The 12,740-nt window shown below is 47.2% G+C and carries 12 protein-coding genes; 3 read left to right on the forward strand and 9 right to left on the reverse strand.

From position 1 onward, the window contains the following. Nucleotides 1–5 precede the first annotated feature (5 nt). The 4 genes from AB8599_RS19315 to AB8599_RS19330 all read right to left on the reverse strand — a co-directional run bounded on the left by AB8599_RS19315 (nt 6) and on the right by AB8599_RS19330 (nt 4,797). Nucleotides 6–833, reverse strand: a complete 828-nt coding sequence (locus tag AB8599_RS19315) for an AAC(3) family N-acetyltransferase (RefSeq protein ID WP_407333357.1) — start codon at nt 831–833, stop codon at nt 6–8. Next, nucleotides 830–2,626, reverse strand: a complete 1,797-nt coding sequence (locus AB8599_RS19320) for a family 20 glycosylhydrolase (RefSeq protein WP_407333358.1) — start codon at nt 2,624–2,626, stop codon at nt 830–832. Before AB8599_RS19320 ends, AB8599_RS19315 begins: the two co-directional genes overlap by 4 nt. A 22-nt stretch (nt 2,627–2,648) precedes the next feature. Beyond that, entirely contained in the window at nt 2,649–3,644 is a 996-nt protein-coding gene (locus AB8599_RS19325; RefSeq protein WP_407333359.1) for an ROK family protein, read from the reverse strand. Nucleotides 3,645–4,047: 403 nt separating this feature from the next. Further along, nucleotides 4,048–4,797 (reverse strand): calcium-binding protein, encoded by a 750-nt coding sequence (locus tag AB8599_RS19330; RefSeq protein ID WP_407333360.1) that lies wholly within the window; start codon nt 4,795–4,797, stop codon nt 4,048–4,050. 288 nt (nt 4,798–5,085) lie between these two features. Here AB8599_RS19330 and AB8599_RS19335 point away from each other — a divergent pair, with 288 nt between their 5' ends. Together AB8599_RS19335 and grxB are read left to right on the forward strand one after the other, a co-directional pair. Next, nucleotides 5,086–6,255, forward strand: coding sequence for an MFS transporter (locus tag AB8599_RS19335; RefSeq protein ID WP_407333361.1), 1,170 nt, complete (start codon nt 5,086–5,088; stop codon nt 6,253–6,255). Between the two features lie 193 nt (nt 6,256–6,448). Beyond that, on the forward strand, nt 6,449–7,099 hold the full coding sequence (gene grxB, locus AB8599_RS19340) for a glutaredoxin 2 (protein ID WP_407333362.1): 651 nt from the start codon (nt 6,449–6,451) through the stop codon (nt 7,097–7,099). Between the two features lie 140 nt (nt 7,100–7,239). Here grxB and AB8599_RS19345 read toward each other — a convergent pair whose 3' ends face one another. Continuing rightward, complete coding sequence (locus AB8599_RS19345) at nt 7,240–7,593, reverse strand: DUF2750 domain-containing protein (protein ID WP_407333363.1); 354 nt, start codon at nt 7,591–7,593, stop codon at nt 7,240–7,242. Nucleotides 7,594–7,730: 137 nt separating this feature from the next. Here AB8599_RS19345 and AB8599_RS19350 point away from each other — a divergent pair, with 137 nt between their 5' ends. Continuing rightward, complete coding sequence (locus tag AB8599_RS19350) at nt 7,731–8,645, forward strand: NAD(P)-dependent oxidoreductase (RefSeq protein WP_407334437.1); 915 nt, start codon at nt 7,731–7,733, stop codon at nt 8,643–8,645. 105 nt (nt 8,646–8,750) lie between these two features. Here AB8599_RS19350 and AB8599_RS19355 read toward each other — a convergent pair whose 3' ends face one another. From AB8599_RS19355 to ectA, 4 genes are all read right to left on the reverse strand, one after another. Next, nucleotides 8,751–10,166, reverse strand: coding sequence for an aspartate kinase (locus AB8599_RS19355; RefSeq protein WP_407333364.1), 1,416 nt, complete (start codon nt 10,164–10,166; stop codon nt 8,751–8,753). Nucleotides 10,167–10,234: 68 nt separating this feature from the next. Then, nucleotides 10,235–10,621, reverse strand: a complete 387-nt coding sequence (locus AB8599_RS19360) for an ectoine synthase (RefSeq protein WP_407333365.1) — start codon at nt 10,619–10,621, stop codon at nt 10,235–10,237. A 13-nt stretch (nt 10,622–10,634) separates the two neighbouring features. Then, a complete protein-coding gene (gene ectB, locus AB8599_RS19365; RefSeq protein ID WP_407333366.1) occupies nt 10,635–11,900 on the reverse strand; it encodes a diaminobutyrate--2-oxoglutarate transaminase in 1,266 nt (421 codons plus the stop codon). A 12-nt stretch (nt 11,901–11,912) separates the two neighbouring features. Further along, nucleotides 11,913–12,461 carry a diaminobutyrate acetyltransferase gene (gene ectA, locus AB8599_RS19370; RefSeq protein WP_407333367.1) on the reverse strand — a complete coding sequence of 183 codons (549 nt, stop codon included), beginning with the start codon at nt 12,459–12,461 and terminating at the stop codon, nt 11,913–11,915. Between the last annotated feature and the right edge of the window lie 279 nt (nt 12,462–12,740).

A 12,740-nucleotide genomic window follows, 5' to 3' on the forward strand; every position in this document is an offset into this window, starting at 1 on the left:
GTCACTCATTTTTCTGGGAGAGAAAGTTCCTCTGATGTGGCTAGTCCGCCGTTTACCATGTCTTGGCACCGTGGACAGTCAATGCTGCACTGAGTAATCGTGGGGTTGATTACAATAGCGTGCTGACAAGCTGTCACCAGTGATGCCAATGGGTAGGCTGTCCATGCTGCCAACCCTACGTTGGCCGTTGTCCCCACGTGACGCAACGTATCTTCTAGCTGATGAAAACCTTCAGAGCAACTACCTATACACACTTCAACATCACCGCGTGACGCCGTGCGTGCCCACCGACGAAATAATTCTCGCCCCGCCAATTGTTCCGCGAAATGGATTGGCGTAATACTGTTAAGCATGACACCGATTGCTAACACGATAGCCTCTGAAGCGTCTTCGCAGTTGTAGTGCGCATACACATCAATATCTGTTTGATGAGCCAATACCGCAGCGGCTTTGGGGCCAACACCTGCAAAGCTGCTGATAGGGTGCTCCGTTCTTACGCGATTTGGGTGGTTAACCACGGCTGCAGCAAAAGCGCCCATTGAGGGTTCTATCACGTTGGCGTTTGCGTCAAAGGGGAAGATGTTCTCAAACTGCCATTCGCCACGATGTCCGTTTTGTGTGTAATGGTAATCACTGGGAGGAAGGCACAGGGTGTCATAGTTAAAGGCTGGGACGATCACGGTACATCCAGCTTCGAGCAAGATATCGAGCAAGGCTGCCGCACCGCCATCAAGCTTACCTAGTGAACGCATAGAAGCATGTACGAACAGCACTTTATTGCGCAGAGAAAGCGTGTGAAGCGCGGCTTCTATTTCAGACGGTGTGCGGTTCATAGTACAGCCTCTTGTCTATCGATTTTCACGGGCGCTTCGTCGAGTAACTTCAGTAAATGTTCAAGGCGCGCGCTGCTTTGTGTTAAACCGCCCGGTCTGTAGTACTCTGACCAGAGTATTCGATAGGTTGACAGAAGAGTTTGTACATCCTTGCGCAATGCATTTTTTCTTGATGCAGAAAAGTGCTCTACCTCTCGATGATCTTCTTCGGCATACCCTTGTACAATTCGACAAGCAATATTGAGCGCGTCAATGGTCCATTCTAAGTCAGGCATCATTTCACTGGCATCCAGTACGGCTAACTTTTGTTTCCATATTGCTAGCTCATTGCGTGCTTTTTCCAATGTGTGGGATTTCACGCCGGTTGCTCGCTTGATGTGGCGACGGGATTGCTGATCAAAGAGAACCGGGCCAAAGAAAGCGCAATTAGGGGTTTGCACACCCGTTGATAGGTAAATGTCTTGCAGTGCAATCAGCGCTTCTATTTCTATGTAGGTGGCGTCAGGATAAAACCATTTAACGGCTTCCGTGACGTTGCTATCGAGTTGTTGTTCTTGTCCCCAAGCCATCGCTGCCCCAAAAGCATAAGCAGGAATAGGCATGGCAAACTGTTGTCCGTGCCCCATGTCCCCCCATTCCGTCACCATGTAGCCTTCTGCGCCGAAACGTTTGCCGGATTTAGCGGCCTTGCGCATGTGCGAAACGGCAGCATGCCAGCGCCCAGAAACGGAAGCGAAACAATCCGTCGAAACCACCACATGAAACGGATGGCCAAACAAGGCGAGCTGCTTGTGCTCGGCGTCAAACGGGTGATCGGGTTCGTAGCCCCAGTTTAATAGGGTAAGATCGTTAGGGAGTTGGTCAATCAAGTTAGGATAGCGAAACAACATATCGCTAAACATCTGGCATCGTTTCCCTTTTGACTTAGCAAGTGCGATGACCTTGTTGAGGTACTCTAAATAGACTTTCCCTTTACCAAATATTTCACACGCTGATTTACTCGCCCCTGCGCCTAGATCCATGGTTTCATCAAAATTGATGTTGATCGTGTCGCTGGAGAAATTCGGCAGTAGTTCGTCGAGTAGCTCGTCAACAAACGTTTCGGTTTGTGTGCTGATAGGGTTTAGCCCAAACGCGCCGGGGCGAAAGTCTCCCCGCTGATCGAAAAAGCCTGATGTTTGTTCGGCAAGATGTTCATAGTCAGGGTGGTTGAGCCACTTTTCCATGTGACCAAAGCAAGCTTGGTTTGCCACCAGTTCTATACCTAACTGCTGACAGTAACAATCAATTTCTTTGATCTCTTGTGCTGTCATTGGCGAATAGTCTGCCCACACTGTTTCATGCTTTCGGTATGCGAAGGTGTGTTCGGTATAAAGTTGTAGTTGGTTGAATCGCAGCGCGGAGAAGTAGTCAACTAAGCGTTTTAATGACGTCATGGTTGGCACACGATCTCGACTGATGTCGAGTAAGACGGAACGGGTTGGAAAGTCTGGCCAATCTTCGATCACAATGTCTTCACGAATCACTGCATTATTCTCAATGAGTTGATTGATGGCGAGGTGTGCATAGCGGATACCGTGAAGATCGGCATAGTGAACGACGAGGCATCCTTTGGAAAATCGAATGCGATAGCCTTGTGCTTGGATTGCGGGGTCGTGACGGTAGTCGAGCGTTGCAAGCAGCACTTTCGCCCCAAACCGCACCGGACAAGAAGACACCAGCGCTGAGACATTGACATACTTTGTCGAATATCCTGCCAAATAGCGCTTTGGTGCGGGGAATATCATTGTCATCAGACGTCCTTGTCATGTGCCGTTAAATTGAAAGATTTCCGTTTTCAGGCAAGCTGAGACTGTCAGCAAGTTTGAGTTCGGGAGTGAGTAATTTTTGCCAAGCCATAGACGCTGCACCCATGGCAGCAGCTTGCGGGCCTAGCAGTGAGAATTCGATATTAGGCTTGAAAATTAAAGATCCTGCGAGTTCATCGCTATGCTTTCTTAATGATGTGGCCAGTTCAGAACCAAATGACATTCCGTTGCCCCCGATCACGATACGACGAATGCTCATTAAGCTGCACAGGTTCACCGCAAGGGCTGAAAATTCTTCCATGATGACACTCGGTGTGGGCTCAGCACCGCGCATCAGTTCCTGACTGTTAAACTGCCCCGCCATGTATTGCTCACCGTAAAACAATTGACGATTCAGCACGATGCCGACCCCAATACCGAGGCGGTGATAAAGCTCTCTGGCATGGTGTGTTGAAAGCAGCACGTAAAGAAAATGGTCATATGGCAGGCTGCGTTGCTGCATGAGTTCTCCCCAGGCGCCACAGTTTGCATCGTTATCGATGAAAACGGGGTAAGGAAAATGGCGTTTAAATCGAGAAGCAAAGTTGATGGTCGACCGGACGTTGAGAGAGTGAGAAACGTGCAATTGCCCTTTGTCTGGGTCGATAAGTCCAGGCATGCCAATGCCTATCGCGAGTATGCGAGGAAATAGTGATTGAATGGTTCTTACACAGGGTAGCAAAGAATCCAGCACAGCTTTGTCAACAGGGGCCTGAGTATCAATGGGGATCATGTCGTGATAAATCACTTGCCCAAGTAAGTTGACGACGGAAACTTTGATGGCATCAGAGTTAACATCGACACCGATAAGTACAGCAAACTCGGCGTTGAATACCAAAGATACTTTTGGCCGCCCGCCCTTGCCCGAAACGACCTGTGGTTGCTCCAATATCATGCCAATATTAAGTAGGTAGTTAACCGTCTTGGTGACAGTCGACTTATCGAGACCCAACTTTGTGGCCATATCAATGCGAGACACTCCGGGTGACTGCCACAAAGCGTTAATGATTCCCGCCGTGCTATTTGTGCGGCTTAGCTTAATCGACAAAACATTAGTTTCCAAAAGCAACTTAACTACAAACATGGTATTGATGATGTTAAAAAAAACAACGTGCTAGCTGCAATTCACAGCGCAGTTCACGACTTATAAGTGATAGGTTGAAGTGCGTCGAAGTTATGATGAGAAAGAAAAGGGGATTACGTTGATCGTCTGAGTGATATGCCTAGCTGTCATGCATCGAGCGTGTTGAGTATTGGTTGCCATAGACAAGTATTTTGAACGTAGAGGGTCGGATGTAAGCCTCGCCAAAACTCAACAAAACCTCAGTGTGCTGAACGACTGAGGTTTTTGACTGTGAGTATCTAGGCTAGAAAAGAATAGGGTCGATGGGTGCTATGCTATCCGTTTGAAACAAGTCACTCATTGAGGTATTGGAGCTATCAATATCATGCAGAACAATGGAAACCTTATTTTGAAAATTAATCAGCATATTCGCGCCTTGCTGCGTCACGATAAATGATGTGTCTAGATCGGTGAGATAGTCATTACCATAAAAATGGAATGCTAGGTGATCAACGCCGATTTCAAAATCGGTAATGCGCACGACAGTGTTGGTTGGGTTGACGTCTTGGCTTTGCTCGAATTCAAAGAAGTTGAATGAATCGGCTCCTTGACCGCCGCTGCAGTAACTGACGCCAGTTTCTGCAATACCCAGATCTCTGAACGAGAAAAAATCATCGCCATTACCACCAAACATGGTGCAGTTCTGCGAGCTTTCAGAAGCAAGCACATCGTTTCCAGCCCCTCCTTGCATCACATCGCGATAGTCGCCGCGATCTTGGTCTGGGTTGATTTTGCTCAGAATGTAATCGTCGCCAGTGCCACCCCGTAACGCGTTACTGCCGAAGTTTGCAAAGAGGAAATCGTCACCTGCGCCGCCGATCAAGGTGTCATCACCAAGACCTGCAAACATACGGTCTTCACCGCCGAAGCCAACAATAGTGAGGTCGTCGTTGTCGCGCTGTAAATCAAAATAGTCATTTTGCGTCGAACCATAGAGAAAATCGACGTTTGATTCTCCAAGTATTTCTACCGCCGTTTTTGAAACCACAGACATAGTTAACACCTTCCCTGAGTATAAGTAGTGATACGAAGTCATCCGTTAACTTTTACAGATTTACATAATTGCTTGATCTCGTGTGACTTAATATCGAGACACGCATGTAAGAATGCCTTGCAATCTCTTAATCTGAGAACCAACGGGGCATTGACGATTCGACAAAGACAAAGACAAAGACAAAGACAAAGACAAAGACAAAGACAAAGCCAACGGCAAAGGTTGCTGTCTTCACTTTGCTGCGGGATACTCGAACGAACGCTTTCTCTTGGCCTGAGTATTCACGGAATGAATAAAAATGTTTGGTTGCTGGCAATTTGCCAAGCTCTCCTGATGAGCGGAAACATCGTGCTTATTTCCGTCAACGGTTTGATAGGTCAACAACTCTCTCCGAGCGACAGTTGGGTCACATTGCCTGTCTCGACACAGTTTGTTGGCTTAATGTTGGCGACGATCCCTGCTTCTCTCATCATGGCGAGAATTGGTCGAAAAAATGGGTTCATGCTTGGTAACTTGATTGGCATTTGCGGTGCGATTTTGTGTGTCTATGCCTTGAATCAAGCGGACTTCTGGCTATTTTGTTTCAGTACACTACTGCTGGGTGTTGGAATTGGGTTTGGTACTTTGTATCGTTTTGCTGCGGTGGAAGTCAGTGATCCCGCGAGCCGTGACAAAGCCATCTCATTATCAATGGTGGGCGGTGTGTTAGCGGCAGTGCTAGGTCCAAACCTCGCGATTGCAAGTCAGCATTGGCTACCGGGCACGCACTTTAGCGGGGCTTTCGTCGGCATTACTGTCCTTTACATCATTTCTCTTATCGTGCTGCAATTTATTGGGTTGCCACCCGCTGCACCTGTTGATAAAAACAATCCGCCGCGATCAGTCTCCCTCATTATTGGTGCGCCTGGGTATTTGGTGGCGGTCTTCGCCGCGGTTGTCGCGTATGCAGTGATGAACTTGCTAATGACAGTCACGCCTATTGCGATGCACAAGCACGGCTTTGAATTCGCGCAGGCGGCGCTGGTGATTGAATGGCATGTGTTGGGGATGTTTGTACCGTCCTTTTTTACCGGATCGATTATCGGGAAAATTGGGACTCGCATGACTATCATGCTGGGGAGCCTGTTTTTCATTGCTTGTATTTTGGTCAACCTGAACGGGGTGTCAGAATGGCATTTCCGAATTGCGTTGGTATTGCTGGGGGTTGGGTGGAACTTTATGTTCATTGGTGCAACAAGCCAATTGACCCAAACCTATCTGCCCCAAGATAAATCACGTGCACAGGCATTCAACGAGTTTGCGGTGTTTGGTAGTGTTACGATCACGGCCTTGCTGGCAGGGAATTTAGAAGTGACGTTAGGCTGGCAAACGCTCAACTTAGCGGTGCTGCCGTTTGTCTGTATGGTGCCTTTGGTTTATATGCTGTTTACGCGAGCGTCAAAAAAGGCCGCGGTCTAGTTCTTCCCCGCTTCTGTTTTTTAAAGAATGGAATTTCCATGCCTTTGTGCAGATTGCGGAGGGTGTCATATCGTTCGTTGATAAAACTCACTACAATCGCGACTCCAACGATGTGCCACAACAGATCGTGGATATCCCCAAGCATCTTAAGGTTGTCTGGATATATCTGCCCAGTTTCAGAAAAGGAAGTTGTATGAAATTGTTCGTGTTCGATCATTGTCCATTTTGCGTTAAAGCGATGATGGTTGCCGGCTTGAAAAAGATGGACATTGAACTGGTTTATTTACAGAACCATGACGTAGAAGCACGTACCGAAAAAGTGGGTGCTAATTTGGTGCCTATTTTGCAAAAACCGGATGGTTCTTACCTGGCAGAAAGCCTCGATATCGCTGCATACCTAGACAATTATGATGGGCAACCCGTGTTGGCAGAGGGCGCGTTAAACGAACGAATCTCATCGTGGATGGATGTTGCCAGTTATTTTGGCTCTCGCCTGATTTACCCGCGTTGGATGATGATAGATTTGCCTGAGTTTCAGAGCGAAGAGGCCAATGCATGGTTTATTAAGAACAAATCAGCCATGATCGGCATGACGTTTGAAGAAGCCTTTGCTAACAGTGAAGAGTATCTTGCCAAATTGAATGTGGAACTGTTTAAGCTCAGCTGGTTGGTTCCGCCGTCACAGCGCAACAATCACATCACGTATGATGATGTAAATATCTTCCCGTTTTTGCGTAACTACACCGTGATAAAAGGTCTGCGTTATCCTGGCAATGTGCGTCAATATCTCGATGAAATGTCGAAGCTTACGGACGTCGATTTATATGATGCTGTTGCCGTGTGATGAGCAAAAGTGTACTTAATGTTGGCTTAATGTGATTGATGTTGGCTTAATATGATTGCGTATCAACTGCAACTGACATGAAAAAAGGGCCGACGGATAACACCGTCAGCCCCTTTTTTTCGTCTGTCAGAATGGTCTGACTACAGGTATAGTTTCGCTAGTTCTGAGGGCTCAAGTTCTTTGCCTTCTAGCTCAGCATTCCAGTTGGTACCAACCAGCACGCCATCTTCACTTAGTGTGATTAACCAATCTTCAACGAACACATCCAGTGGGATTTCAACGACTTCGAAATCTGCCCATTCTTCAACGTTATGATGTTCTGCATCTTCTTTTGCAGACCAGAAAGGCATCACTTCGCTGTTTTCGAATTCAGATGAATCGCAAGCCAGCCAACCATCTTCTTCGTTTTTTAGGCCCCAAACCACTTGGGTACGTTTGGTTTCTTCAACGAAAAGCATTAGGTTCGCTTGGATGTCTGCAGTCAGTTTGCTCATTTTTAGTATCTCTCAAGATAAGTCGGCATTAGGGTAGCACTTTATTGGATGATGTGCGCGTATGCTTTCGATTAATAGCAACGGGGTTTAGGTCTACAAGGCCAAGATCAAACTGAACTTTTGCTTGTTTCCTGTCTATCGTCACGTTACAACATTCCTTTACTGGAAAGGCTAGGGAAGCGGATATGACACAAAAAAAGGTTTCATTTATTGGACTTGGCGTAATGGGTTATCCCATGGCGGGGTATTTGGCGAAGGCTGGCCATGAAACTCGTGTATTCAACCGCACAACGGCACGTGCTGAAAAATGGGCAGAGACTTATCAAGGTTCGGTTGCGTTAACGCCTCGCGAGGCAGCGGAAAGCTGTGACGTGGTGTTTGTTTGTGTGGGCAATGATGACGACGTTCGTAGCGTGGTTTACGGCGACAACGGTGTGCTTGCCAGCATGAAAACCAACAGTGTGCTGGTTGACCACACAACCACATCTGCAGAATTGGCGATGGAACTGGCTAAAGCATGCGGCGAGAAAGGTGTGCATTTTATTGATGCGCCAGTATCTGGTGGACAAGCAGGCGCGGAGAACGGTGCACTGACGGTGATGTGTGGTGGTGATGCTGACGTGTTCGCCGATGTGAAATCAGTCATAGATGCCTACTCTAAGCAAGCGGTGTTGATGGGCGAAAACGGCCAAGGTCAGCGCTGCAAGATGGTGAATCAGATCTGCATTGCCGGTATTTTGCAGGGGTTGAGTGAAGGTATTAGGTTGGCGAAAGCATCAGGTTTGGACATTGAGCAAATGGTGAATGTCCTTAAGCATGGTGCAGCAGGTTCGTGGCAGATGGAGAACCGCTCGACCAGTATGGCGCAAGAGAAGTTTGATTTTGGTTTTGCCATTGATTGGATGCGCAAGGATCTAGGAATTTGCTTGGATGAAGCTCAGTCTAAAGGGCTTGATTTACCACTGACGAAATCCGTGGATGAAAAATATGCGCAACTTCAAGCGCAAGGGTTGGGACGCATGGACACCTCTGTGCTGATCAAGGCACGCTAACCATTGGCGTGAGCTTGATGCAGTAGATTCAGATAAAACCAAGGCCAGTGATGTTCTCATCACTGGCCTTGGTTTTTTTGATTTACGCGCTCAGGTTACAGGCTGTTATGCCACTTTTTGGCGCTTGACCTTTGCTTGGAAAAATTCCTGATGCAAGGCACAAATGGCATTTTCGTACACATTGTCTTTGACGACAAATTGCACATTCACATTGCGCATCGACGAGTGCACAGCAATGGGGGAGATATCGTGGCTCATCAACGCCAACACGCCTTTGCTCAGCGTGGTATTGGTGTTGATTTCTGAACCGATTGCAGAGATCAGCGCCACCATGTGACCTGTGATGGTCGAGTTCGGGAAGCGCTTTTCCGCACGATATAGCATTTCGTTGAGGCTTTTCGCCGTGCCACTTAAATAGTAAGTAATGGAGTTGGCGTTCATCTCTTTACCCACTAGGCTCACGCGCTCATCGGCGATGATTTCCATCATTTCGTAGCCGACGTTGTCGACTTTGCCAACCATGGCTTGATCGAATAGATGGAGCGCAAACACTTTGTTTCGTCCCGCAATGATTTCGATTTTTTGTGCTTCTGGCTGATAGGCTTTTGAAATCAAGGTGCCTTTATGTTCAGGCTCAAACGTATTCTTAATTTGTAGCGGAATATCGTTCTGACGAAGTCCTGATGCGGCATTAGGGTGAATGGCTTCCATCCCTAAGTTCGCGAGTTGATCGGCAACATCGAAATTAGATTGACCAATTGGCAGAACGTTTTCAGGGCCGACGACTCGCGGGTCAGCGCTGCTTAAGTGATACTCCTTATGAATAATCGCCAAGTCAGCGGAGGTATTGCACGCAATGCGACTAAAGGTAATTTCGCTGTAGCCGCGGTCATATGTTTTCATCAAGCCTTCGTCGCAATAGGCGTAGCCAGTCACAATCGGCAATTCAGTGGTGACATCAATGTCTTTAAACGCACTGGCAATCACAGTATCAAGGTTTCCTTGCAGCGAGTTGTCCCAGCCTGACAAATCAACAAAACGCGCATTGATATCAAGAGTTCTTAGCTTCAGGGCGGTGTTAAATGCACTGTGTGCTTCGCCGATTGAAGATAAAAACTCTCGGATTTGAGGAAGGTATTGGCGCAACGCAAACTGACCATATTGGCATGTCGCCAAAATGTTGGTGATACAGTTTTGAGCGTCGTCTAAACGTGAGCAAATAAAGTTGTCGGCACGTGTGCGGCTCAATGGATCGGCAAACATGTTGCTGTTGATCAACTGCAAGCGCTGTTTGAGCGCGTGAAATGCGTCAATCCAACTGTCGTCACGTTTTGCGACAAGTTGATAAATGCCAGGTTCGCCGGTGCGCTTGCATTCCAACAGTGCATCAGTAATGCCGCCATAAGCAGACACAACAAAAACACGATGGTAAGGGGAAGCTGGGCGGAGGAAGATATTGTCTAATACGGCATCAAATGCTGACATTGATGTACCGCCGATTTTCTCTACGGTATAAGTCATGAGTAAGTCCTTTGCTGGCAAATGCTTAAATGAAAGGGAGCAATTGCTCCCTTAAATGGCGGGGGAGATCAGTCGACTAACGGGTAGACACCGTTTTCGTCGTGAACCTCATTGCCTGTGATGGGAGGGTTGAAAACACACGCCATCACCATTTCTTTATTTTTATAGGCGCGCAGATAGTGCTCGTCGTGTTTGTCGAGAATATAAAGCGTACCTGGCTTAATCGGATACGTTTCACCGCCGACCACTTCAATCTCGCCTTCACCAGACATACAGTAGACAGACTCTAAGTGATTCTTGTAATGGATGTGCGTTTCAGTGCCTTCATAAATCGTTGTGATATGGAAGGAAAACCCCATCTTGTCATCTTTGAGTAGCATGCGTACGCTTTCCCACGTTTCAGACACCACTCGACGTTCACTGTTTTGGCACGCTTCCAGAGTTCTTACGATCATTTTCTTTTATTCCTTACGACGCTTTACGGGTTGAAACGGCAGCAACATGCTCGGCGGCTTTTTCAAAGATATGTAAGCCTTGCTCAAGCTCTGATTCACTGATTGTTAGCGGCGAGAAAAATTTAACCACTTCATCGTCAGGTCCTGCTGTTTCAATCACCATGCCATTTTCAAAGCAGTGACGTGAGATAGATTCTGCAAACTCAGGGCGTTTACACTCAATGCCTTGCATCATGCCGCGGCCTTTCGCTTGGACGAACAAGCTTGGGAAGCGCTTCAGAACACGTTCGATGGTTTTTTTCACCTGTTTGCTGCGATCTGCAATGTGGTTTTCGAAATCGTCGTTTTGCCAGTAGTTTTCAATCGCGCAGGTGGCTGTAATAAAGGCGTGGTTGTTGCCACGGAATGTCCCGTTGTGCTCACCTGGCGACCATTTGTCCAGTTCCGGTTTCAGCAGTACCAACGCCATTGGCAGGCCATAACCACCAATGGATTTTGACAAAGTCACGATATCCGGTTTGATGCCTGACGGCTCAAAGCTAAAGAATGTACCTGTGCGGCCGCAACCTGCTTGGATATCATCCACAATCGTCAAAATACCGTGTGCTTTACAGATTTTGCTGAGCTTTTGCAGCCAGGTATCAGAGGCCACGTTCAGGCCGCCTTCACCTTGAACCACTTCAAGTAACACTGCTGCTGGCTTGTCTAGGCCGCTTGAGTTGTCATTGAGCATGGTTTCGAACAGTGCCAATCCATCAACACCGGCATAACCTTCATAGGGAAGGCGAGAAGTGCCAGCAAGCGGCATGCCCGAACCACCACGATGGTGTTGATTACCTGTCGCAGCCAATGCACCCATGGTGCAACCGTGGAAGCCATTAGTGAAAGTGACGATGTTAGTGCGGCCAGTGACCTTACGCGCCAGCTTCATGGCAGCTTCTACCGCATTGGTACCTGTTGGGCCGGTAAACTGCACTTTGTAATCAAGATGTCTAGGTTCGAGAATGTGATTACGGAGTGCGGTTAGAAACGCAGCTTTGGCTTCGGTGTGCATGTCTAGGCCGTGGGTAATGCCGTCTTTGTCGATGTAGTCGAGCAATGCCTGTTTCAATATGGCGTTGTTGTGGCCGTAGTTAAGCGAGCCAGCACCCGCGAGAAAATCGATGTAGCGATCGCCGTCATCTGTTTTTAGCCAGCAACCTTTCGCTGAAGTAAATAGCACCGGAAAGCTGTTGCAATAAGACTTAACGTTTGATTCTTGCTTGTCAAAAATGTTCATGATGGGTCCGTTTTATAAATAATTTTTGTTCAAAGGAATGCGAAATAAAAACTCAGTATCGTGGTGTCCTTTGAAATGCTTTACGTCATCAAGAAACACCGATACGTCACCTTTCTTGCCATTGGCAGCATCGAGTTTTCTAAATAAGCGCCACGATCCTTCATTTGATTTTGTGATCGTGGTTTCGACCGCCTCCACATGCTGTAAATGCTCGCGCATTAAAAGCTCTTGCAGCATGTGATACGCCAACCCTTTTCCACGCATGTCTGGAGCCACAGCAACCTGCCACACGAATAAGTCATTGGGGGCATCGGGTTTTAAATAGGCGGAGATAAAACCGGCTACCTTGCCTTCGTGCTCAGCAACGATGCAAGTTTGATTAAAGTGGGAAGATTGGAGGAAATTGCAATACGAGGAGTTTTCATCAAGCGGGGGGCATTTGGCGATGAGGCTATGTATCTTGATGCCATCATCCTTACGTGGAACACGAAATACCCAGTCGTCTTTATCCGTCCTTAAACGCATCAGCGTTGCGTTTTGGTAAATGGTCTCAGTACTCATTGTGGTTAAATTCCTTTAGAGGTCTAAGTATTAAATCCTTTTAAAGAATACCTTTAATAGATAATTTATCAAGTGTAAGTCACTAATTTGAGAATAATCAGTGGTAAGTCACTGTTTTACATGTGCGGCTAGTTATTGCCTTAAAAGTTAAACATTTAGAGGTGTAATTAAGTTGTCACATATTTGTCAGACAGAAGGCATCCATGATGAGCGAGGCCGCTTGTATGCTTATTTGGTGGCGAGTATTAAGTGAAATGGTCACAATTTCCTGTCGCAATT

Origin of the sequence: Enterovibrio litoreus, assembly GCF_045679545.1 — a bacterium.
Taxonomy (GTDB): domain Bacteria; phylum Pseudomonadota; class Gammaproteobacteria; order Enterobacterales; family Vibrionaceae; genus Enterovibrio.